Source organism: Meridianimarinicoccus roseus (assembly GCF_003172915.1).
GTDB lineage: Bacteria > Pseudomonadota > Alphaproteobacteria > Rhodobacterales > Rhodobacteraceae > Meridianimarinicoccus > Meridianimarinicoccus roseus.
Genome location: NZ_QGKU01000029.1, coordinates 84798 through 107118, shown reverse-complemented (window position 1 = coordinate 107118; position 22321 = coordinate 84798). Strand labels below are relative to the sequence as shown.

22 protein-coding genes and 3 tRNA genes are annotated in these 22321 nt (G+C 67.8%); 13 read left to right on the top strand and 12 right to left on the bottom strand.

Annotated features, from left to right (window positions below; all coding sequences use genetic code 11):
* Positions 1-65: 65 nt before the first annotated feature.
* Positions 66-491 (bottom strand): DUF4864 domain-containing protein, encoded by a 426-nt coding sequence (locus DKT77_RS07530; protein WP_109811096.1) that lies wholly within the window; start codon positions 489-491, stop codon positions 66-68.
* Positions 492-562: 71 nt separating this feature from the next.
* Positions 563-2146, bottom strand: a complete 1584-nt coding sequence (locus DKT77_RS07525; RefSeq protein WP_109811095.1) for a lysine--tRNA ligase — start codon at positions 2144-2146, stop codon at positions 563-565.
* A 142-nt stretch (positions 2147-2288) separates the two neighbouring features.
* Here DKT77_RS07525 and DKT77_RS07520 point away from each other — a divergent pair, with 142 nt between their 5' ends.
* A complete protein-coding gene (locus DKT77_RS07520; protein WP_109811094.1) occupies positions 2289-2726 on the top strand; it encodes a tellurite resistance TerB family protein in 438 nt (145 codons plus the stop codon).
* A gap of 27 nt (positions 2727-2753) precedes the next feature.
* Here DKT77_RS07520 and mdoH read toward each other — a convergent pair whose 3' ends face one another.
* From mdoH to DKT77_RS07505, 3 genes are all read right to left on the bottom strand, one after another.
* The gene (gene mdoH, locus DKT77_RS07515) at positions 2754-4898 is read right to left on the bottom strand and encodes a glucans biosynthesis glucosyltransferase MdoH (RefSeq protein ID WP_109811093.1); all 2145 of its coding nucleotides are present in this window, start codon (positions 4896-4898) and stop codon (positions 2754-2756) included.
* Positions 4895-6463 (bottom strand): OpgD/OpgG family glucan biosynthesis protein, encoded by a 1569-nt coding sequence (locus tag DKT77_RS07510; RefSeq protein ID WP_109811092.1) that lies wholly within the window; start codon positions 6461-6463, stop codon positions 4895-4897. The genes mdoH and DKT77_RS07510 overlap by 4 nt, the downstream gene beginning before the upstream one ends.
* A 67-nt stretch (positions 6464-6530) precedes the next feature.
* Positions 6531-8141 carry an OpgD/OpgG family glucan biosynthesis protein gene (locus DKT77_RS07505; protein ID WP_109811091.1) on the bottom strand — a complete coding sequence of 537 codons (1611 nt, stop codon included), beginning with the start codon at positions 8139-8141 and terminating at the stop codon, positions 6531-6533.
* Positions 8142-8573: 432 nt separating this feature from the next.
* Between DKT77_RS07505 and DKT77_RS07500 the strand changes: the two genes are divergently transcribed.
* Complete coding sequence (locus DKT77_RS07500; RefSeq protein WP_109811090.1) at positions 8574-9878, top strand: NAD(P)H-dependent oxidoreductase; 1305 nt, start codon at positions 8574-8576, stop codon at positions 9876-9878.
* A 14-nt stretch (positions 9879-9892) separates the two neighbouring features.
* Here DKT77_RS07500 and DKT77_RS07495 read toward each other — a convergent pair whose 3' ends face one another.
* Both DKT77_RS07495 and DKT77_RS07490 read right to left on the bottom strand, forming a co-directional pair.
* A complete protein-coding gene (locus DKT77_RS07495; protein WP_109811089.1) occupies positions 9893-10276 on the bottom strand; it encodes a hypothetical protein in 384 nt (127 codons plus the stop codon).
* A 193-nt stretch (positions 10277-10469) separates the two neighbouring features.
* Positions 10470-10546, bottom strand: a tRNA-Met gene (locus DKT77_RS07490).
* A 208-nt stretch (positions 10547-10754) separates the two neighbouring features.
* On the opposite strand from DKT77_RS07490, the gene DKT77_RS07485 reads away from it, so the two are divergent.
* The 6 genes from DKT77_RS07485 (at position 10755) to hisH (ending at position 13433) form a co-directional block, all read left to right on the top strand.
* Positions 10755-11447 carry a thermonuclease family protein gene (locus DKT77_RS07485; protein ID WP_238547744.1) on the top strand — a complete coding sequence of 231 codons (693 nt, stop codon included), beginning with the start codon at positions 10755-10757 and terminating at the stop codon, positions 11445-11447.
* Positions 11448-11457: 10 nt separating this feature from the next.
* Complete coding sequence (locus DKT77_RS07480) at positions 11458-11637, top strand: MAPEG family protein (protein ID WP_109811088.1); 180 nt, start codon at positions 11458-11460, stop codon at positions 11635-11637.
* A gap of 291 nt (positions 11638-11928) precedes the next feature.
* Positions 11929-12003: transfer RNA gene (locus tag DKT77_RS07475), tRNA-Gly, on the top strand.
* Between the two features lie 19 nt (positions 12004-12022).
* Positions 12023-12097 (top strand) — tRNA-Gly (locus tag DKT77_RS07470).
* A 100-nt stretch (positions 12098-12197) separates the two neighbouring features.
* Positions 12198-12785: an imidazoleglycerol-phosphate dehydratase HisB gene (hisB, locus tag DKT77_RS07465; protein ID WP_109811087.1), complete on the top strand. Its 588-nt coding sequence runs from the start codon at positions 12198-12200 to the stop codon at positions 12783-12785.
* 3 nt (positions 12786-12788) lie between these two features.
* Positions 12789-13433, top strand: coding sequence for an imidazole glycerol phosphate synthase subunit HisH (hisH, locus tag DKT77_RS07460; protein WP_109811086.1), 645 nt, complete (start codon positions 12789-12791; stop codon positions 13431-13433).
* A 42-nt stretch (positions 13434-13475) separates the two neighbouring features.
* On the opposite strand, the gene DKT77_RS07455 is transcribed toward hisH, so the two are convergent.
* Positions 13476-13871 carry a DUF2147 domain-containing protein gene (locus tag DKT77_RS07455; protein ID WP_238547743.1) on the bottom strand — a complete coding sequence of 132 codons (396 nt, stop codon included), beginning with the start codon at positions 13869-13871 and terminating at the stop codon, positions 13476-13478.
* 228 nt (positions 13872-14099) lie between these two features.
* On the opposite strand from DKT77_RS07455, the gene hisA reads away from it, so the two are divergent.
* Positions 14100-14816 (top strand): 1-(5-phosphoribosyl)-5-[(5-phosphoribosylamino)methylideneamino]imidazole-4-carboxamide isomerase, encoded by a 717-nt coding sequence (gene hisA / locus DKT77_RS07450; protein ID WP_109811085.1) that lies wholly within the window; start codon positions 14100-14102, stop codon positions 14814-14816.
* Positions 14817-14832: 16 nt separating this feature from the next.
* Here hisA and DKT77_RS07445 read toward each other — a convergent pair whose 3' ends face one another.
* Positions 14833-15531, bottom strand: coding sequence for an SPOR domain-containing protein (locus DKT77_RS07445; protein WP_109811084.1), 699 nt, complete (start codon positions 15529-15531; stop codon positions 14833-14835).
* 203 nt (positions 15532-15734) lie between these two features.
* The gene (ychF, locus tag DKT77_RS07440; protein ID WP_109811083.1) at positions 15735-16832 is read right to left on the bottom strand and encodes a redox-regulated ATPase YchF; all 1098 of its coding nucleotides are present in this window, start codon (positions 16830-16832) and stop codon (positions 15735-15737) included.
* Positions 16833-17454: 622 nt separating this feature from the next.
* Here ychF and trpA point away from each other — a divergent pair.
* Positions 17455-18246 (top strand): tryptophan synthase subunit alpha, encoded by a 792-nt coding sequence (gene trpA / locus DKT77_RS07435; protein ID WP_109811082.1) that lies wholly within the window; start codon positions 17455-17457, stop codon positions 18244-18246.
* Positions 18247-18407: 161 nt separating this feature from the next.
* On the opposite strand, the gene queF is transcribed toward trpA, so the two are convergent.
* Both queF and DKT77_RS07425 read right to left on the bottom strand, forming a co-directional pair.
* Positions 18408-18872, bottom strand: a complete 465-nt coding sequence (gene queF, locus DKT77_RS07430) for a preQ(1) synthase (RefSeq protein WP_109811081.1) — start codon at positions 18870-18872, stop codon at positions 18408-18410.
* Positions 18873-18876: 4 nt separating this feature from the next.
* Positions 18877-19680, bottom strand: coding sequence for an ABC transporter permease (locus tag DKT77_RS07425; RefSeq protein WP_238547742.1), 804 nt, complete (start codon positions 19678-19680; stop codon positions 18877-18879).
* Between the two features lie 228 nt (positions 19681-19908).
* Between DKT77_RS07425 and DKT77_RS07420 the strand changes: the two genes are divergently transcribed.
* The 3 genes from DKT77_RS07420 to rimO are packed head-to-tail and all read left to right on the top strand — an operon-like array spanning position 19909 to position 22297.
* The gene (locus DKT77_RS07420) at positions 19909-20517 is read left to right on the top strand and encodes a GcrA family cell cycle regulator (protein WP_109811080.1); all 609 of its coding nucleotides are present in this window, start codon (positions 19909-19911) and stop codon (positions 20515-20517) included.
* Positions 20518-20545: 28 nt separating this feature from the next.
* Complete coding sequence (locus DKT77_RS07415) at positions 20546-20884, top strand: glyoxalase superfamily protein (protein ID WP_238547741.1); 339 nt, start codon at positions 20546-20548, stop codon at positions 20882-20884.
* Positions 20885-20926: 42 nt separating this feature from the next.
* On the top strand, positions 20927-22297 hold the full coding sequence (rimO, locus tag DKT77_RS07410) for a 30S ribosomal protein S12 methylthiotransferase RimO (RefSeq protein WP_109811078.1): 1371 nt from the start codon (positions 20927-20929) through the stop codon (positions 22295-22297).
* Positions 22298-22321: the final 24 nt, after the last annotated feature.

Below are 22321 nucleotides of genomic sequence, written 5' to 3'. Positions count from 1 at the left end.
ATCTCCTGTTGCTGTTCGCCTGAGGTGGGCATCGAACCCGCCTTGCACAAGCCGCGATCCGGGCGTCAGGCGCCCATCTCGTCCTCGCGCAGGATCTGCACGCCGTCGATCTTCCAGCCGCCGTCCGGGCCCTGCAGCATCTGGTAGCCCAGCGTGTGGTACGCGCCGTTCGCGTCGCGCATCAACACGACCTGCCAAGGCTGACCCCGGATTTCACGCAGATCTAGAAATTCGACCAGTTCGGGGCGCCAGACCATCGGGTAGCCCTGCTTGACCATCATTCCGAACCGGTCGGAGGTGCCGAACATCTCGCGGATCGCGGGGGATGCGAAACTGAATGCAGCCGCGAAATCGTCGCGCAGGAACGCTTCGATCTGGCTTTGAATCACGGTCTGTATCGCCGCCGCATCGCCGTCCTGCGCCCGGGCGGCGGACAGACCCCCAACGGCCAGCATCACCGCGGCCATAGCGGCCAAAATCATGTTGCGCATCGCCCGTCTCCCTTCGTACTCTTTGTCAAGATAGGCGACGGCCCGAGAGCGTCAAACGGCGGCAGCGCGGGTCAGGCGGCAGCCAGTTCGCCCCGCAGCGCGCTGTCGATCAGGTCAGCGGTTTCCACCAGGCCGTAAAGCGCGATGAAGCCGCCAAAGCGCGGCCCCTGGCTGGCACCAAGGCAGACTTCGTAGATCGCCGTGAACCAGTCGCGGAGCGGCTCGAACCCGGCGTCCTTGCCGACGGCAAACACGACGCTCTGCAGCTCTTCGGCATCGCGTGTGCCCTCATGCGCGCGCAGACGGGCGGCAAGGTCCGTCAGCGCCGCGCGCTCGCGGTCGTTGGGCAGCCGGAACGTCTTGGCCGGTTTCACGAAGTCACGGTAGTACTGCACCGCAAACCCCGCCGCCGAGTCGAGGCCCGGATGCGTGTCCGGCGCGGCATCAGGCGCATAGCGGCGGATGAAACCCCACAACGTTTCGGTGTCTTCCGCGCCCGACGCGGACGCGAGGTTGAGCAGCATGGCGAAGGGTACCACCATGTCAGATGCCGGCACCTTGCCGCCGTGGATGTGATAGACTGGATTATTCAGCCGCGCCGCCGCGTCCTGGCCGGGATAAGCGCGCAACTGCTGATGGTACTCGTCCACCGCCTTCGGGATTACGTCGAAATACAGACGCTTGGCCGTCTTGGGCTTCAGATACATGAAATACGACAGGCTTTCCGGCGCGGCATAGGTCAGCCATTCCTCCATGCTCAGCCCGTTGCCCTTGGACTTGGATATCTTCTGCCCCGCCTCGTCGTTGAACAACTCGTAGGACAGCGACACCGGCGGCGCCTTGCCCAGTGCCTTGCAGATCTTGGTGGATTGCGTGACGCTGTCGATCAGATCCTTGCCCGACATCTCGTAATCGACACCAAGTGCGGCCCAGCGCAGCGCCCAGTCGGGTTTCCACTGCATCTTCACGTTGCCGCCCGTGACCGGGATCTCAACCCTCTCGCCATCGGGTTCCTGGTAAACGATCGTGCCCTTCGACACGTTGCGCTCAAGCGTGGGCACCTGCAGGACATGGCCGGTCTTGGGACTGACCGGAAGAAAGCACGAATAGGTCGCCTGACGCTCCGCCCCCAGCGTCGGCAGCATGATCGCCTGAATGTCGTCGAACCGTTCCAGCGCGGTCAACAGCATCGCGTCGAACCGGCCCGACGTGTAGTATTCCGTCGCGCTGGCGAATTCGTACTCGAACCCGAAACTGTCCAGAAACGCCCGCAGCCGTGCGTTGTTATGCTGCGCGAAGCCCTCATGTGTGCCGAAAGGGTCGCGCACGCGCGTCAGCGGCAGATTCAGATCCTCGTGCATCCGGTCCTGGTTTGGCACGTTGCTTGGCACCTTGCGCAGCCCGTCCATGTCGTCCGAGAAGCAGATCAGGCGCGTGGGAATGTCGCTCAGCACTTCGAAGGCGCGCCGCACCATCGTGGTGCGCGCCACTTCGCCGAACGTGCCCAGATGCGGCAGCCCCGAAGGCCCATAGCCGGTCTGGAACAGAACGTGCCCCTTCTCCGGCGGCGCCTTCTCGTAGCGTTTCAGAACGCGGCGCGCCTCTTCGAAGGGCCAGGCTTTGGAGCTCATCGCAAGCGCGCGCAGTTCGGTCATCGGTCATCCCACGGGGTGTGCCACGCGGCCCCATGCCACGCAGACGCGCCCGACCTAAAGCGGCACGCGGTCAACGTCAATTCGCCGTCCCTGTTGCCGGCCGCCACGCGGGGATATAGATCACAGGAGCAACCGCAGGAACATGACCGTGCAAGACACCTCCGCCGACCTTCACCCGCTGACCGCGCAGGACAGCCTCGTGGCGCTGATGATCGCCATCTCCGCATCTGACGCGCAGATCCGCACCTCGGAACTGGTGCGCATCCAATCGATGCTCAATCACCTGCCGATCTTCGGCGACTACGAACAGTCGCGCCTGACGCAGGTCAGCTCGCTCGTGTTCGAGTTGTTCGAGGAAGAGGACGGGCTGGATGCGCTGTTCGGCCTCGTGCGGGAGGCGCTGCCCGAGCGGCTGTTCGAAACAGCCTATGCGCTGGCCTGCGATGTGGCCGCGGCCGACGGCACCCTGAACGAAGCCGAACTGCGCCTGCTAGAGGAAATGCGGTACGAACTGTCGCTGGACAGGCTGCACGCCGCGGCCATCGAACGCGGTGCGCGGGCGCGGCACATGACCCTCTGATCAGCGGTCGGCGCGGGGGGTGCCGGCTCAGGCGCCGCGGCGTGCTGGCGCGCCGGCCGTACTGTCCGAAAAGCGGGCGCAAGCGCGCCGCAGAGCGGGGCCATCCCCCAGAACCGCCCGCGTTTCCGCAGGGCTGAGCCAAGACAGCGCTTCGTCCGGGTGCGATGCTGCGGCAAGTTTCGCAGCGCCGGTGACGAGATCCAGATCTGTGCCCCCGCTTCCGCCCGTAACCATGTCGGGCGCCTGGTCGTCCATCCGCGCGTCAAGGTGGATTGCCGCCAGCGTCTGGTCCGACAGCAGGTCCGCAGGCGAAACGCCGGCCGCATTCACGTAGGCCGCCTTGAGCGCGGCGCAGCGGCGGGCCACCTCCGGCACGTTCCGGTCCTCGGGGATCCAAAGCAGCCGCCCCAGCGTCCCGTCCGCGACGCGTCCGGTTTGCCGCGACAGGACCGGCGCCAGAACGAGGCCGACGAGCACGGGTGCCAGCCAAACGATCTGCGCGGGCGCGAGGATCACCACCGCGACCAGCGCCGCCGTACCCAACGCCACCTGCCCGACGTGGGCGGCAATGGCCCGGCGCCACGGCATGTCGGCGGCATCGCGGCTTTGCGCCGACCAGCCGCCATCGCGCCCGGCAAGGATTTCGACCACCTGGCGCACCTGGAACAACATCAACACAGGCGCGATCAGCGCCGACAGCACCACTTCCAGCGCGGCACCACCAAGGATGCGCCAGCCGCCGCCGAAGGATCGCCGCAACGCGGGCAGCACCAGCGCGCGAACGATGCCGGTGATCTTGGGCAGGAACAGCAGCGCCATGGACAGCGCCAGCAGCCACATCATCCGTTCGGCGTCGAACACGGGCCAGTGCGGGAAAAGCTGTGGCCCGTCGCTGAAATACTCCCTTTCGTAGATCAGGCTCTGACCCGTCAGCAGCCCGCCGGTGACCAGCAGTGCCAGCCAGACCGACGACATCAGGTAGGAGCCGATCCCGATCAGGAAATGCGCCCGGTTCGCCCAGGCAAGGCCGGGTGCGCCCAGCACCGCCGCGTGCTGAAGGTTGCCCTGCGCCCAACGGCGGTCGCGGGCGGCCAGGTCCAGAAGCGTCTGCGGCGCGCCTTCCCAGCTTCCACCCAGATCCGGGTCCATCCGGACCTCCCAACCGCCGCGCCGGATCAGCGCCGCCTCCACGAAGTCGTGGCTCAGCACATGCCCGCCGAACGGGCTGCGCCCCGGAAGTTCGGGCAGCCCGCAGCACTGCGCGAAAGCCGCTGTGCGGATGATCGCGTTGTGGCCCCAGTAGTTTCCGTCGCGCCCCTGCCATGCCGAGACGCCGCGCGCGATCACCGGCCCGTACACCCGGCCCGCGAATTCCTGGAGCCGAGCAAAGACGGTCCGGCCGCCAGCCAGCACCGGCACGGTCTGAAGGATGCCCAGCCGCGGCGCGACCGCCATACGGTGCGCAAGCGCGATCACCGTGTCCGGGTCCATCAGGCTGTCGGCATCGAGCACGAGCATGTGGTCGTAACGCGCGCCCCAGCCTTCGACGAAATCCCGCAGGTTGCCGGCCTTGCGCCCGATATTGCGCTTGCGGCGGCGGTACCAGACCTGCATTTTGCCGTGCAGCGCCCGGCGCAGCGCGGCGTGGCAGGCCGTCTCGCGCACCCAGACCGCCGGATCGGTGGTGTCCGACAGCACGAAGATCTCGAACGCGTCGCCAAGGCCGCGCTGCGCGATCCCCTCTCCCATCGCCTGAAGCGCGGCGCAGGTCGCCGCCGGGTCCTCGTTGTAGACAGGCATCAGGATCGCGGTCCGGCCCGCGCCGCAGCCGGAGGCCGCGCCTCCGTCATCGGGTGGGGGCGGCGCAGCGAAGGCCGCCGCCAGCGCCTGTGTCGCGGACAGCGCGATCCAGCCGAAAGTCACCGTGAACAGCGCCAGCAACAGTGTCTGGAGCAGGGTCGAACTTTCGTTGCCGAACACCTGGCTCATCTGCGTGAAACCAAGCACGCTCAGACCTGCGGCACCGCCGAAGGCCACTGCACGGGCAGCATGAACCCGCCCGCCCTGCGCCAGACGGTGGCGCGGCGCGAACGGAGCCAACGGACGGGTCGGCATCGCCAGCGGCGCGCGCGGCGGAACGGCCCCCGCGCGGGGCTGCGCGCGCACCGTCATGGCCGGTCCAGCCGATAGAGCCAGGTTTCGGTCTCGGGCCCGTCCGGGCCCATCAGCGTCAGTTCGAACTCGGTCACCTCTGCGCCATCCGGGTCATGGACGAAGGCCGCGCGCAGGCCGTTCTCGTCCGGCAGATGGTGGAGTGACACGTCGCTGACCGGCGCGCCGTTGGCGAAGGCCTCCACCGTGATCCCTTCGGCCCATGCGCTGTCCTTGCGGAAATCGACCACCAGCACGCGCCGGTCCGGAGCATTCACCGCGCGGCCCGAGCGCAGGGCCTGAACCCGCCCCAGAGGCGCGGCATCGGGCGGGGCGGCGCCCCAGTGCAGCCGGTAGCGGAATTCGTGACCCTGGTCGGCGGGCTGCAACGGCGCCTCCGGCCGCCAGAACGCAACGATGTTGTCGTTGAATTCGGACCTCACCGGGATCTCGACAAGAATCACAGATCCACGCCCCCAGCCACCGACCGGCTCCACCCAGCAGGTAGGGCGCTTTTCATACCGCGCCTCCGCATCCTGGTAGTAGGCGAACTCGCGCTGGCGCTGAGACAGCCCGAACCCTTTCGGGTTCTCGTCCACAAAGGCCGACACCTGCACCTCCTGAGGGTTGGCCAGGGACCGCCAGATCCGACGTCCCGCGCCGGTCACCATCTGCAAACCCGAACTGTCATGCACCGCGTCGCGGAAGTCGTCTACACCGGCGCGGCGCGACGGGCCGAAGAAGTACATCGAGGTCAGTGGTGCGATCCCGATCTGCTGGATCTCGCGGCGCGGGAACAGAGTGCATCGGGTCTGCATCACAGTCGTCTCGCCTGGCGAGATGGTGAATTCGTAGGCGCCGGTGCAGGACGCGCTTTCCAGAAGCGCGCGCACCACGACGCTTTGCACGCCGCGCTCCGGCACCTCGATCCAGATCTGCGTGAATCGGGCGAACTCCTCGCCCTCGGGCGCGGCGGTGCCGATCGCCAACCCGCGTGCCGACAGCCCATAGACCATGCCCCGCGCCACGGCCCTGAAATAACTGGCACCCTGGAACACCGCGACCTCGTCCAGCCGGTCGGGACGGTTCAGCGGCACGCGAAGGCGGACCCCGGAATAACCCAGATCGCCCTCTGGTGCGCTGTCCTTCAGGCGGGCAATGTCGTCGGCGTCGAAGAACGCTGGATCGAAGTCGAACAGCGCCGGATCGAACGGCAGATCGAAGGTCTGCGCCCCGTCGATCACCGACAGCGCGACCGGGTTCGCGAAGACCAGCCCCGGCGGCAGCGGATCGAACATCAGCCCGGTGCCCGCTTCCCCCAAAGGCTGCGGCGCAGGCCGGATCGCGCGATAGGCGTCGTAGGACAGGTCGGCGAAAGGCGCGGTCAGCCTGCCGCTACGCAACTTCGCCTCCGACTGCGCCCGCGCCCGGGCAAGCATGACCACCGAAGCGTAGCTGCCCTGAACCCCGGCGGTCGGCACGAGTTGCGCCGCCGCGTCGGCCGCGGCTTGGCCCGCAAGGCCGCGCGGAAGCAGGCCGGCCAGCATCAACGCCGTGAAGGCGCGCCGTGACAATTTGGCAGTCATCGCGCGACCCCTTTGAAAGGCGCATGTCGCGGGGCAACAAGCGTGGCGAAAGCGCGGCTCGGTCTTGTCATCGATTCATGTCCACCCATGCGTCTGTCAGCCATGTTTCAGTCAGTGCCTGCCCGTTCCGGCGCAGGTAGGCGCGCAGGCTTGCCGGGTCGGCACCGTCCTGTTCGAAATCGAACGTCAGCCGCCAGCGATCTGTTCCGACAACGCGATAGGCGGCGACCGGCGGCACCACGCGGCCCTGCGTGGCCTCGACCACCGGCTCCACCCCGCTGCCGGTATCCAGCCCGTTCAGCGGGGGCCCGGCGAAGTCCACCACCATCTTGGCGCGGTGTGGCGGAATCGGTTGGCCGGGTACCCCGCCCTGCCCCTGCCGCGTCGCGACGACTCGCGCCACGTTCTCGGGCTGCGGATCGCGCGCGCGCCACCCGATGTCATAGTCGAAGCGCAGCTCATCACCTTCCCGGACAGGCTGCTCCGGCACCCAGAAGGCTACGATGTTGTCGAAGGTCTCGTCCCCGGTCGGGATCTCGACCAGTTGCACCGCGCCCCGCCCCCAATCGCCGCGCGGAATTACCCAGGCGGATGGACGCCGGTCGTAGAAAACGCCGTCATCTTGGTAATGGCCGAAGTCGCGGTCGCGCTGGATAAGGCCGAAGCCGCGCGGGGCCGCATCGGCAAAGCTGGTCACATGAAGGCGCGGCGGGTTGACGAGCGGGCGCCAGACCCGTTCGCCGGTTCCTGTGCGCAGGGCCAGCCCGTCGCTGTCGTGGATTTCGGGGCGCCAGTCCGCGCCGCGCGCCCGGTTGCGTTCGGAATACCAGTACATGCTGGTCAGCGGCGCGATCCCCAGCCGCTCCACGTCCCGGCGCAGGAACAGGCGGGCCGACACACGGGTCATATGTCCGGGCGCGGCATCGGTCTCGTCCTCGCCCGCCGCAGCGGCCGTGCCGCGTACAAGCCCGAACCGGAATGCGCCGGTAACAGAAGGACCGTCCAGTTCCGCCCAGACCGACAGCGTCTCGTCAGGCGCCTCGGGCGGGCCGATCCAGAAGGCGGTGAAGCGGGGGAACTCTTCTGGCTGGTCCAACCCGGTGTTCACGGCGATGCCGCGCGCGGACAGCCCGTACTGCCCGGAGGGCCCGTCGGTCCGGAAATACGAGGCGCCGAGGAACGACACCCAGTCCGGCCCGTCGCCGGGGCGCATCACGCGGAATCCGGCAAACCCGAAGCCGTCCGGCAGGGCACGGGCGGGGCTGTCCGGCGGCATGGTGAAAAGCCCTCGGCCGAAAGGTATCTCACGCGCGGTGCCGTCCGGTTCGCGCAGATGTATGCGCACGGGTTCGGGAAAGTAGCGTCCGGGATGGAACAGTTGCACCGGCGCATCCGGCCCGGCAGGCCGCAGCGCCGCCTCGGGCCGGAACCTGATCTGCCAATGCGCGCTGTAATCGACCTGCGCGATCAGGTCGGGTGCGGGCACGACCGGCGGCACATAGGGCTGCGCCGCCGCGGCCCGCGCCCGCGCCACCAGATCGTCGAAGCGCACCCGGGCCGGGGACGCTGCGGAATCAGGACGCGCAGACCCGGCGGCGAGCGCGACAAGCCCCGCAAGGCCGGTGCGCAGCACGGCACGGCGGCTTGGGCCGAACGGCAGAAGGGACGGGTTGTTCATGGCATGGCCTTTCCAGCCGGGCACGCGAAGTGCAGGAGGTGGCGTTTCGGTGGGTGGCTTCGGGTCTCTGCCGCAGCTGCGCAGGCTGCAACCGGAACGGGCAGTGCGGCGACGAACCGGCGAAAGGCCGCGCAGCAGGCGCAGATACAGGCGGCCTGTCGCCGACCGGCGCGCTGCGCGGCCCCCGTTTCCGGTCTGCGCTGCGCCCGGCGGCGCAGGGGGCGCGCCGGTCAGTCCGGAAGGCAAGGGGCTGTCGCGGATACAAGGGGTGGGGCCGAACGCTGGCAGGCGAATCTCAGTTTGCGCGATAGGCCCAAGCCGCGTTGCGCGCAAGCGCCTTGATGGACCAGCGGCGCGCCGTTTGCGCTTCTCTTCGTGGGTGCGCTGCGGTTATCTGCGCGCCAGAGCGAAGCAACGGCACGGGAGGGTCGCATGAACCTGGCAAGACTGGCGGCAGAGGCGGGCGCGCGCGGCGCTCCCGTCAGGGCAGGGCTGATCGGCGCAGGGAAGTTCGGCGCGATGTTCCTGGCGCAGGTGCCGGGTATCGCGGGACTGGAGGTCACCGCCATTGCCGATCTGGACCCGGACCGTGCCCGCGCGACCTGCCGCGGCACCGGCTGGACGGAGGCGGCGGTCTCGCGCACCGACTTCGTCGCCGATGGCGCCGCGCTGGCGGCCCGCGATGACGTGGATGTGGTGATCGAGGCGACCGGTCATCCGCGCGCGGGCATTGCCCATGCGCGCGCCGCGATCGGCGCGGGAAAGCATGTCGTCATGGTGAATGTGGAGGCGGACGTGCTGGCGGGCCCCGCGCTGGCCCGCGAAGCCGCCGCCGCGGGCGTGGTCTGTTCGATGGCCTATGGCGATCAACCCGCGCTGGTGGCCGAACTTGTGGACTGGGCCCGTGCTGCGGGCTTTCACGTCGCCGCCGCCGGCAAAGGCACGAAATACCTGCCTGCCTATCACGCGGTCACGCCCGACGACGTTTGGCCCCATTACGGGCTGACCGCGCACGAAGCCGCGGCAGCCGGGATGAACCCGCAGATGTTCAACTCGTTCCTGGACGGCACCAAGAGCGCGATCGAGATGGTCGCCATCGCCAATGCCTGTGCGCTCGACGTGCCAGATGGCGGGCTGGGCTTCCCGCCCTGCGGTGTGGACGACCTGGCCCATGTGCTGCGCCCGCGTGATCTGGGCGGACAACTCGACCGGCGCGGCATGGTCGAAACGGTGTCCTCGCTGGAACGCGACGGAAGGCCGGTGTTCCGTGACCTGCGCTGGGGCGTGTATGTGGTACTGGAGGCACCCACCGCCTACGCCGCCGCCTGTTTCCGCCAGTACGGGCTACCGACGGACAGCACGGGTCGTTTCGCGGCGATGTACAAACCGTTTCACCTGATCGGGATGGAACTGTCCATTTCGGTGCTGAGCGCAGCACTGCGGCGTGAGCCGACGGGCTGCGCGACCCAGATGCGCGGCACCGTGGTCGCCGTCGCCAAGCGCGCGCTGAAGGCGGGCGAGATACTGGATGGCGAAGGCGGGTTCACGGTCTGGGGCAAGGCGCAGCCGCTGGCCCGAGCGGCAGACGCGCTGCCCATTGGCCTCGCTCAAGGCGTGCCGCTGCTGCGGGACATTCCGCAAGGCGCGGTGCTGGGGCTGGACGACGTGCGCTTCGCAAAGGACGATCCCGTGCCTGCGCTGTATCGGGCCGAGGTGGCGGCTGCGACGCGCGGCTGAGGCGGGACCGCGACCTACTTGAACGCGCTCGAGATGCCCGAAAGGCGCGAGCCGCCGCCGTTGCAGCGCGCCACGAGCGTCATGTCCGCCCGCGCCGGCGCGCTGTCCCCGAGGTAGCGGACATCGGTAAAGCGGTCCTGCAATTGCAGCGTCAACGGGTTGCCCGCGCGCGAGTCGATCCGCGCAGACCCGTTTACAAAGCTGCGCTGCACGCCGCTCACGGTATCCTGCACGACAAAGTACCGGTCAGGCACGGCGCAGCGGTTGTCCAGCGTAACATGCGCAACCAGCGGCGCGCCATCGCCCTGCCACCCAAGACGCCCGCCCACGGCCAGCAGCACGAACACCGCAGGCACGAGAGCGCCGATGACGCTCAGGAAAACGCGAAGTGATGGCATGAGTCGGCTCCGTGCAGAAAATGACCCTTGTTTCTTAGGTGCTGATCGCACGACCTGTGGTCAATCCCGCCTTCGGCTTAGCGCATACGGCCATTCGTCCGGCGGAAACCGCCGACGGTCTGCCCCCCCGGCCATGAGTATGCAGGTCGCCGTGCCACGCTCTGACAGCCGACGATGGATCAAAAAGGAGGGATGGTAGCGGAGGAGGGACTTGAACCCCCGACACGCGGATTATGATTCCGCTGCTCTAACCAACTGAGCTACTCCGCCGAAGTGCGATGCTGACTAGGCAAAGCACGCACAGGCGTCAAGCCGCAAAAACCCAGACCGGCCGAAAAACGGCACGGGTGGCGTTTGCCCGGCCTCCGGCCTGCTTAACCAAGTCGGCCGATACCCCCTGTGATTCCCGTCGCGCGCGTACCATATTAGTTAACAAAGTGTAAACTTCGCCAATAATATCGCCGACGGAGCGCCTGTAATGCGATCGCCAAGCCTTTTCGCCATGTACCGCGTTGCCGCGTTGTGCCTTGCCGGTCTGTGCCTTGGTGCACTGCCTACGGCTCGGCTGCACGCTCAGACCGTGACCGGTCCGGCACAGGTGGTGGATGGCGACACGGTGCAGGTTGCGGGCCGTCAGGTCAGGCTCCTGCATATCGACGCACCCGAAAGCGGTCAGTCCTGCGGCGCCCTGCCCTGCGGCACCGAAGCGACGCGCCATCTGGCCCGTCTGGTGCAAGGTGGCGATGTGACTTGCCAGGCCAGCGCGACGGACGCCTATGGCCGCCTGCTTGGCGTCTGCACGCGTGACGGCATCGACTTGGGACGGCGCATGGTGGCCGACGGTCACGCGATGGTGTTCCGCCGCTACGGCGACACCTACGACGCCGAGGAAACCGCCGCGCGCCGGGACCGGCTGGGACTTTGGCGCGCTGTGGACCCGACGCCGCCATGGGACTTCCGCGCGCGCCGCTGGGCCGGTAGCGCCGCAAGCGCGCCGCGTCCGGGGTGCCCGATCAAGGGCAACATCAACGCCACCGGAGAACGCATCTACCACACACCCTATTCGCAATACTACGATCGCACCCGCATCAGTCCCGCCCGCGGCGAGCGCTGGTTCTGTTCGGAAAGCGAGGCGCGCGCCGAAGGGTGGCGCGCCGCACGCGGGTCGTAAGTCGGCCGCAGTGACCGGCGCGCCCGTGCCGGTCGTGATCCCGCGCTATTCCGCGCTTCTGGCGGTGCTGCTGATCGGCCTGTCGGTCCGGCTGATCCGTATGCGCATGAAGCAAAGGGACTCGATGGGCGATAGCCATTTCGGTTCGCTTCGGTCGGCGATCCGGGCGAAGGGCAAACTGGCACAATGACCCGCCGGTGGGTTTGCCGCTTCTGATGGGCGAAATCGGCAGCCGGCCTGCATCGTCGCTGCATGGGCGCGGCACGACACTGCTTGCGGGAACAAGGCTGAACACCGCCGCTCCGGCGCGCAGCGATGGTCGAATGCATGGGGCGGCATGCCGCTGACCGTGACGCAGATCAGGGTGTCCGCAGCTCTTGCGGCGGCCCTTGCGCTTTTCTGACCCCGCCTGCCCATCGCACGCTTTTTCCGCTTGAACCGCGCCGCGCGGGTGGTTAGAGAACCGCTACTCTTCAAGGAGGCGGGCGTAGCTCAGGGGTAGAGCACAACCTTGCCAAGGTTGGGGTCGGGCGTTCGAATCGCCTCGCCCGCTCCAGAAGAGCCGGTTCAAGGAGGCGGGCGTAGCTCAGGGGTAGAGCACAACCTTGCCAAGGTTGGGGTCGGGCGTTCGAATCGCCTCGCCCGCTCCAGAAACCGGACCTGCCCGTCCCGGCCTGACAGCACACCCGACAGGCCTTTCCCTGCCCGCCGCCCGCCGCTATAGCGGGGACCGAGCAGAACGAGGGGCCCATGCGCACAGCTTCCATCACCCGCACCACCGCCGAGACCCGGATCACCGTTACCGTCGATCTGGACGGCACCGGGCGCTTCGACAACCAGACCGGCGTGGGTTTCTTCGACCACATGCTCGACCAGCTGTCGCGCCACGCGCTGATCGACATGACGGTACGTGCAGAGGGCGATCTGCATATCGACGATCACCACACGGTTGAGGACACCGGCATCGCGCTGGGTCAGGCGCTTGTGCAAGCGGTCGGCGACAAGCGCGGGATCCATCGCTACGGCTCCTGCCTTCTTCCGATGGACGACGCGCTGGTGCGCGCCGCGCTTGACCTGTCCGCCCGTCCCTATCTCGTTTGGAACATCGACTTTCCGACTGCGAAGATCGGCACCTTCGACACCGAACTGGTGCGCGAATTCTTCCAGGCGCTTGCGACCCATGGCGGGATCACGCTGCATGTGGACGCGCTGCACGGGGTCAACAGCCACCACATCGCCGAGGCCGCGTTCAAGGCGGTGGCGCGGGCGCTGCGCGACGCGCTGGAAGCCGACCCGCGCAAGGGCGACGCAATCCCTTCCACCAAGGGCAGCCTCTGAGTCATGAGCACGGTTCTGATCGACTACGACAGCGGCAACCTGCATTCCGCTGAGAAGGCGTTCCAGCGCATGGCGCGGGAAGCGGGCCCGGGCGCGGGCCCGGTGATCGTGTCGGACCGAGCCGAGGACGTGGCGCAGGCGGACCGTGTCGTGCTGCCCGGCGACGGCGCATTCCCGGCCTGCCTTGCGGGCCTGCGCGCCCGCACCGGCCTGTTCGAGGCGATGGTTGACGCGGTCACGCGGCGCGCAGTGCCCTTCATGGGGATCTGCGTCGGCATGCAGATGCTGGCGACACGCGGGCATGAATATGCCGTGACTGACGGGCTCGGCCTCGTGAGCGGTGAGGTGGTGCCGATCGCCCCATCCGACCCGGCGCTGAAGGTGCCGCACATGGGCTGGAACGACCTGGTGATCGACCGCGCGCATCCGGTGCTCGACGGCATCGCCACGGGCGATCACGCCTATTTCGTTCATTCCTACCAGTTCAGCGTGGCGGACCCGGCGGCGCGACTGGCGCATGTGGACTACGGCGGCGATGTCACGGCCATCGTGGCACGCGAGAACGTGATCGGGCTCCAGTTCCACCCCGAGAAGAGCCAGGCCACCGGGCTGCGGATGATCGCGAACTTCCTGTCCTGGGCGCCCTGACAGGATAGGGGCGTGCCCGCCGCCGTCGGCCCCGCCGAGGGCCTACTCCACCCGCGCCCAGGTCTGCGTGCGACAGATGCCGATGACGCATCCCGACACCTTCAGCCTGTCGCCGTCCAGCATCATCTTGGAGGCGTAGGTCTTGTCGCGGTCCGGTGCCCAGATCTTGCCGCCGCCATAGGCCCCGCCGCCTTCGGCCGCCATGTCCCAGACGATCCGGCGACCAAGCGTTTCCGTCTCGCGGGGTTTGCCATCTCCGCCATAGGCCCGCACCAGCGTGCCACAGATCGCGCCGCCACACGGCGCGATGCGGACATGCCCGAACGCTCCGTCATCACCGGGCTGGGTCTGCCAGACGCCCTCCACCGGATCGGCCTGCGCCACTCCTGCGGCAAGGCCCAACGCCAGTGCCGCCATCAGAAACTTCCATCCACGCATCGTATCCTCCCCTGCGCTTGCGACGTCACACTGCCGCGCAGGGCGCGCCGGGCAACCGTGACGCCACGGCGCGCCTGCCGTAACGCTGCGGCGGGGCCATCGGGCGACTGCGCAGGGCTTCGCCGCGGCGGGCCGGGCACCGACCGCCACGGCAGCTGGGCCCCTTGGCATCGCTAGCGCCCCGTGCCAAAGCATCTCCGCAGCATCCGCAAAGCGAAAGGCCCGCCCATGATCCTATACCCCGCCATTGATCTGAAGGACGGCCACTGCGTGCGCCTGCTGCGCGGCGACATGGACAAGGCCACGGTGTTCGGCGAAGACCCGGCCGCGCAGGCACGCGCCTTTCAGGACGCCGGTTGCGGCTGGCTGCATCTCGTCGATCTGAACGGCGCCTTTGCGGGCAGCCCGGTCAACGGCGCGGCGGTAGAGGCGATCCTGGCTGCCACGGACATTCCCGCGCAGCTTGGCGGCGGTATCCGCGACATGGCGACAATCGAGACATGGCTCGACAAGGGGATCGCGCGGGTGATCCTCGGCACGGTGGCTGTGGAGAACCCGGCGCTGGTGCGCGAGGCAGCCGCCGCCTTTCCCGGCCGCGTCGCCGTGGGGCTGGATGCGCGCGGCGGGCGCGTGGCCACGCGCGGCTGGGCCGAGGAAACCGAGGTGCTGGTCACCGAATTGGCGCGCAGTTTCGAGGACGCGGGGATCGCCGCAATCATCTATACCGACATCGACCGTGACGGCGCGATGGGCGGACCCAACATCGCGGCCACCGCCGCGCTGGCCCGCGCAGTGCAGGTGCCGGTCATCGCCTCGGGCGGTGTGTCGTCGCTGGACGATCTCATAGCGCTGCGTGATACCGGCGTCGTGGCCGGAGCAATCTCGGGGCGGGCGCTGTATGACGGCGCACTCGATCTGCGCGCAGCTCTGGAAGCGCTCGCCTGACCGAAGCGTCGCCGGGTCAGCCGCAGGCCAGCAGGTCCGGAACGCCCGCGACCTCGGCAGGGTCGCGGCAGATCACGTCGAGCGCGCGCACATAGGCGCCGCGCCCAGCGCCGACGACCTCGGCGATGCGCGGCAGCGCCGCGTCGGCCGCGGCACGGTCCGGGTAGATGACGGCGGTCTGGTACCACCCGCCGCTGTTCAGGATCACCGCGTCGCCGAAGCCCGCGCGACGGAGGGCGTCAAGCTCGTTGCGCTGGCTGTCCAGATCGCGTTCCGTCCCGGCGATCACGACCCAAGGCTCGCCCGCCTGCCCCGGCACGGGGTCGATCAAGGGGTCGATCACGAGTTCGGGCCGCGATTCCGGCACGGTTTCGGGCAGCGGCGCTGGAGGCAGGACGACTGTAGGAGTGGAAGGCGCGGTTGCCTCCAGCAGGGCGATGCGACCCCGGGCGGCCTCAAGTTCCGCGCGCAGGTCGAGGATTTCCCGGTCCGAGTTGACCAGTTGCTGCGCTTTGGCGCGGTCGAAGGACGCCTCGCCCACCGGCGTCTTGATCTTGATGTCGAAGCCCGCGCCTTCAAGCTCGTCAAAGATGCCCGCAAGGCGCCCGGCGAATTCGGCCGGTGCGAGCACGGCGCCGAACAGCGCGAGCGCCGCCAGAACGGCTATCAGAGTCCAGAGCAGTTCGCGCAGCGTGGTAAAGACGGACTTGAGCATGGCCACCTCCGGCATCGGGGGTTGAACACAGCATGGTCCGCCGCCGCCGCGCCAGTCCAGCGATTTCAGTCAGCGCTTTGCCGCCCCCTGTCCGCAGGCCGACGCACGCGGCGGCGGCTAGGGTCCGGGTCAGGCCGGATCGGGTCGCGCCGACACCTCCCGCAGCGCGCCGGCGAGGCCGGCCGACCGCCTTGCGCGCCGCGTTACGCGTTGAACAGGAAGTGAAGCACGTCGCCGTCCTTGACGGTGTAGGCCTTGCCTTCGACCCGCATCTTGCCGGCATCCTTCGCGCCCGCCTCGCCTTTCAGCGCGACGTAGTCGTCGTAGGAAATGGTTTCGGCCCGGATGAAACCGCGTTCGAAATCGCCGTGGATCACCCCCGCCGCCTGCGGCGCAAGCGTGCCCTGCCGGATTGTCCAGGCGCGCGCTTCCTTCGGGCCAACGGTGAAGTAAGTCTCGAGATGCAGCAGGTCGTACCCCGCCTTGATCAGCCGGTCGAGGCCCGGCTCGTCGAGGCTGAGATCCTCGAGAAACACCGCCGCCTCGTCTGCGTCGAGCTGGCTGATCTCCTCCTCGATCGCGGCCGATATCACGACGCTGGCAGCCCCCTGCGCGGCGGCCATCGCTGCGACCTTCTCTGATAGGGCATTGCCGGTGGCGGCGGCGCTTTCGTCAACGTTGCATACGTAAAGGATCGGCTTCGTTGTCAGAAGCTGGAGCATCTTCCACGCCTTCGCGTCCTCGGCATCGACCGGAACGCTGCGCGCGGGCCTGCCCTCCTCCAGCACCGACAGCGCGGCCTTCAGCAGGCGCTCTTGCTGGATAGCGTCCTTGTCCCCACCGCGCACCTTGCGGGTCAGGCCCTGGAGCCGCTTTTCAATGCTTTCGATGTCGGCGAGCATCAGTTCGGTTTCGATCGTCTCGGCATCGGCGACCGGATCGACGCGGCCATCCACGTGGGTGACGTCATCGTCCTCGAAGCAGCGCAGCACGTGGGCGATGGCATCGACCTCGCGGATGTTGGCCAGGAACTGGTTGCCCAGCCCCTCGCCCTTGCTGGCCCCCTTCACCAGCCCGGCGATGTCCACGAAGGTCATCCGGGTGGGAATGATCTGTCGGCTGCCCGCGATCGCGGCGAGCGTTTCGAGCCGCCGGTCGGGCACCGCGACGTCGCCGACATTCGGCTCGATGGTGCAGAACGGGAAATTCGCCGCCTGTGCCGCTGCCGTCCGCGTCAGCGCGTTGAACAGGGTCGACTTGCCGACATTCGGCAGGCCGACGATACCCATCTTGAAACCCATGTCGCCCTCTTTGCAAACTCGGCCCGCTTCTAGGCCCCGCGGCGGGCAGGCGCAAGCGGCGCAGGGGCAGCGGGGTGATCCGCCGTGTCCTGGCTGGGATTTCGCTGACACGCATGCCGAAGGTTTTCCCGAACCCGCAGCGTTCCGCATGGCCCAATACGAACGTGACCTTACCCTCCGGATCATGTCCATCCTTTTTCCGCCTTGCTTCTCAAGATCGACCAGACCGTTGGCGCGGACCGCAGTTTCTGGCGCCTTGACCCGGCGGGGCGCCGGGCGGATTTTCTAAAACCCGGCACGTACCGACACTATGTCGAGCGGCCGCAGACAGGGCCCGATCGCAATGCCCATGATGTGCATGCAAGGTCGCCACGCACATCTGGTGGACGGGCGTCACCTATCCCCGCCATGCATGACACGGGCTTTACCCAGGCTGTCTTCTGCTGCACACAGGCCGACCGGCCCCGTGCGACATGCCCGGTCCGACAGGCCCCTCTGATCGACCGGATAGTCGGCACTACCGGGGCCCGATCACGCGTCGCAGGGACAGCAGCGCCCTGCGCCGTCTTGCCTTTTTTCGGCGCATGGGCGACACCCCGTGGACGCAAAGGCAGGGGCAGACATGACACGCATCGACCGGAAGTTCGCAGACCTCAGGGCGCAGGGGCGCAAGGCCTTCGTGGCTTATGTGATGGCGGGCGATCCCGATTTCGACACCTCGCTGGAGTTGATCCGCGGCCTGCCGGGCGCGGGCGTTGACATCATCGAAATGGGGCTGCCCTTCACCGATCCCATGGCGGACGGGCCGACGATCCAGCTGGCCGGGCAGCGCGCGCTGGAAGCGGGCCAGACCCTGGACCGCACGCTGGCGATGGCCCGCGCCTTCCGCGAGGAGGACGACACCACGCCGATCGTACTGATGGGATACTACAACCCGATCTACGCGCGCGGGGTGGCACGGTTCCTCGAGCAGGCGAAAGAGGCGGGGATCGACGGGCTGATCGTGGTCGACCTGCCGCCCGAAGAGGATGACGAGCTGTGCATCCCGGCGCAGGCGGCGGGGCTGAACTTCATCCGGCTGGCGACGCCCACCACCGACGACCGGCGCCTGCCCAAGGTGCTGCAGAACACAAGCGGCTTCGTCTACTATGTGTCGATCACGGGGATCACCGGGGCCGCCGCAGCGCAGGCGGGCGACGTTGGCCCGGAAGTGTCCCGGATCAAGGCGCAGACCGATCTGCCGGTGATCGTGGGCTTCGGCATCCGCAGCCCGGAAAGCGCGCGCGCCATCGCGGCGGTTGCCGACGGGGCGGTTGTGGGCACCGCCATCGTGAAACTGGTCGAGGAGGGGCGGCCGGTGCCCGAGATCCTGGACTTCGTGAAGGGGCTTGCCGACGGCGCGCATAGCGCCTGACGCCCTGCGGGGCGGGTCGGCTCCCGCCTGTCTTCTACACCTCGCGGTGTCTCATCCCGTTGGGCCGCGCAGGCTCCGCCTGCGGTGGCACGCAGGTGGCATGAGGCGCCCAGCCCGCCGCGATCCGCAGCCGCCTGGCTGAGCCGCTGCACCGGTCCTGCTCAGCCACGGCCGCGATAGGACGGCACCCCCTGGTCAGGGATCCACACGCCCTCGGGCGGGGTGCCGGTTTGCCAGAACACATCGATCGGAATTCCACCCCGCGGATACCAGTACCCGCCGATGCGCAGCCATGCCGGCGCCATCAGGTCGACCAGCCGCCGCGCAATAGAGATCGTGCAATCCTCGTGGAATGCACCATGGTTCCGGAAAGCCCCGAGATAAAGTTTCAGCGACTTGCTTTCGACCAGCCAGGGGCCGGGCACGTAGTCGATCACAAGGTGGGCGAAGTCGGGCTGTCCAGTGATCGGGCAGAGCGAGGTGAATTCAGGCGCGGTGAAGCGCACGAAATAGGCCACGTCCGCCTGCGGGTTGGCGACCCGTTCCAGAACCGCGGCCTCAGGGCTTTCGGGCAGCGGCGCGGCCGGGCCACCCAGTTGCGACAGGCCATCGTAGATCCCGCTCATGCTCTCACGCCTTCAGTCGAAAGCCGGTACGGAACCAGCGCAAGCACAGCGCCACGGCGCCGCCGGTAAACACCAGCACGATCGGCAGGCCGATCCAGGGCGAACTGTCCGAGGTGCCGATCACGCCATAGCGCACCCCGTCGATCAGGTAGAACACCGGGTTAACATGGGTGATGATCTGCATCGCACGCGGCAGCCCCTCCACCGAATAGAAAGTACCCGACAGGAAACTGAGCGGCGTGATGACGAAATTGGTGATCGCCGCCATCTGGTCGAATTTGTTGGCAAGGATCGCCGCCACGATCCCAAGGCTGCCCAGGAACACGCTGCCCAGCACCACGTAAACAAGAACCCAAAGCGGGTGTGCGATACCTTGCCCAAGGAACACCGCCGCCACCAGCAGGATCGCCGAGGCGACAAAGATGCCGCGCGACACCGAGCCGGACAGGTAGCCCGCCACCAGTTCGGCCGGCGAGAGCGGTGGCATCAGCGTGTCCACGATGTTGCCTTGCACCTTGGCGATCATGATCGCGCTCGAGGTGTTGGCGAATGCGTTCTGGATCACCGTCATCATCAGGATGCCCGGCGCAATGAACTGGACGAAGGGCACGCCCATCACGTCGCCCCGCCGCGTGCCGATCGCCAGGCTGAAGATCGCAAGGAACAGCCCCGCGGTGATCAGGGGCGCCATCAGCGTCTGCGACCACACGGCGAGGAACCGCTGCGTCTCGCGCCGGGCCAGCGTGCGCAGCCCCAGCCAGTTGACGCTGCCGAAGCGGCGCACGCCCATTTCGCGAAAATCCGTCATCTCTTGCCTTTCGTCTGGCCCTTGCCCGACCTGCCGCCGGGCCTGTCGTGTCGGCTTGTGTCCGTCGCGCACCGTCCCGGACCCGCGCCGTGGTGGTTCCGGACGCGCGTGCCTTGTATCCCGGCGCGGGCTGATTAGAATAGAGGTTTGAACGAAAACTCCAAGGGCTGCGCGCCGCTTTGCTGCGACCCGGCCCGCCGCACACAGAAATTCACGAAAAGGCACCCCATGTCCTGGACCGAAGAACGCGTCGAGACGCTGAAGAAGATGTGGTCGGAAGGCCAGAGCGCGAGCCAGATCGCCAAGGAGCTTGGCGGGGTGACGCGCAACGCGGTGATCGGCAAGGTGCATCGCCTTGGTCTGTCGAACCGGACCGCAGGAACCCCCGCGCCAGAACCGCAGCCTGCGGAGCCGGCCCCCGCCCCGCGCAGCGCAGCGCCCGCACAGGCCGCGCCCGCCACACCGGAAGCCGGACCCGAGCCGGAGCCCGGCACGGCTGACACGGCCGTCGCCGAGGCAGAGGCCGACGCCCCGGCAAAGGCGACACCCGCGAGCCGCCGCCAGATCATTCCTGCGGGCCAGCCGCTCCCGCCGCAGCCTTCGGCGAACGAGATCAGCCCCGAAGCATTGGCCTCGCAACGCGAAGTGGAGAAGCGGGCGCGCAAGCTGTCGCTGATGGAATTGACCGAGCGAACCTGCAAATGGCCGATCGGCGACCCGGCCACGCCGAATTTCTGGTTCTGCGGTCTGCCCGTGGAACAAGGCAAACCCTATTGCGAGGCCCATGTCGGCGTCGCCTTCCAGCCCATGAGCGCACGGCGCGACCGGCGACGCTGATCCGGTGCCTCTCGGCGGACCGATCCCGGTGCTGCGGAGCTTCAACGAAACCGAGGCGCGCGATTTCTATGTGCGCTATCTTGGGTTTTCGGTGGAGTTCGAGCACCGGTTTGCCCCCGGAATGCCGCTTTACATGGGGCTGCGCAGCGACCGCTGCGAACTGCATCTCAGCGAGCATCACGGTGACGGCGTTCCCGGCATTACAGTACGAATCGCCTGTGACGATGTTTCCGCGCTGTTGCGCAACCTGAAGGCCCGGGGGCACCGGCGCATGAACCCCGGCATGGAGGAACAACCCTGGGGCATGCTGGAAGTGTCTGTCACCGACCCCTTCGGCAACCGGTTGATCTTTTTTCAGACCGTATGACTCCCCTTCCCCGGCAGCCAGCTCTGGGATAAGGCCAGCCCCATGACCCAAAACCCGCCCGACCTGCGCCCCGACCTCGCGCCGAAGCCCCGCATTGGCGATACATCGCGCCCCGGCCAGCCGACCATCGGCATGGTCAGCCTTGGCTGTCCCAAGGCGCTTGTGGACAGTGAGCGCATCCTGACCCGGCTGCGCGCCGAAGGCTATGCCATCAGCGCGGACTACGCCGGTGCGGATGCGGTGGTGGTCAATACCTGCGGATTTCTCGACAGTGCGAAGGCGGAAAGCCTCGACGCGATCGGCGAGGCGCTGGCCGAGAACGGTCGCGTGATCGTCACCGGCTGCCTCGGTGCTGAACCCGATTACATCACAGGAGCGCATCCGCGCGTGCTGGCGGTGACCGGTCCGCATCAATACGAACAGGTACTCGATGCGGTGCACGCCGCGGTGCCGCCCGCGCCAGACCCGTTCATGGACCTCGTTCCAGCGCAGGCGGTCAGCCTTACGCCGCGGCACTACAGCTATCTGAAGATTTCGGAAGGCTGCAACCACAAGTGCAAGTTCTGCGTGATCCCCGATATGCGCGGACGCCTTGTCAGCCGCCCGCACGGCGCGGTCCTGCGCGAGGCGGAGCGGCTGGTTGGCGCGGGGGTGCGCGAACTTCTGGTCATCAGCCAGGACACATCCGCCTATGGAACCGACTGGAAGGACCGCCCGTCGAAGGCACCGATCCTGGATCTGGCGCGCGACCTCGGCACTCTCGGCGCCTGGGTAAGGCTGCACTATGTCTATCCCTACCCCCATGTGCGCGACCTGATCCCGCTCATGGCAGATCCCGCAAGCGGCGTTCTGCCATATCTCGACATCCCGTTTCAGCACGCGCACCCGGACGTGCTCAAGCGCATGGCCCGCCCCGCCGCCGCCGCCCGCACGCTGGACGAGATCGCGGCCTGGCGCGCCGCCTGCCCGGATATCACCCTGCGCTCCACTTTCATCGTGGGCTATCCCGGCGAAACGGAGGCGGAGTTCCAGACCCTGTTGGACTGGCTGGACGAGGCACAACTCGACCGGGTCGGCTGCTTCCAGTACGAAAACGTTACCGGCGCGCGGGCCAACGCGCTGCCGGACCATGTGCCGGACGACGTCAAGCAGGACCGCTGGAACCGCTTCATGGAAAAGGCGCAGGCCATTTCCGAGGCGAAGCTGGCCGCTAAGGTCGGCACGCGTATGCAAGTGATCGTCGACCTGGTGGAAGACGACGACGCCACCTGCCGCACCACCGCCGACGCACCCGAGATTGACGGCAACCTGTTCATCGATGACGGGCACGCAACGCTGCACCCGGGCGACGTCGTCACCGTGGAGGTGGACGAGGCCGGCGAATATGATCTGTGGGGGCGTATCGCCGGTTGAATGGCGGGCGCGGGTCGGGCGGCG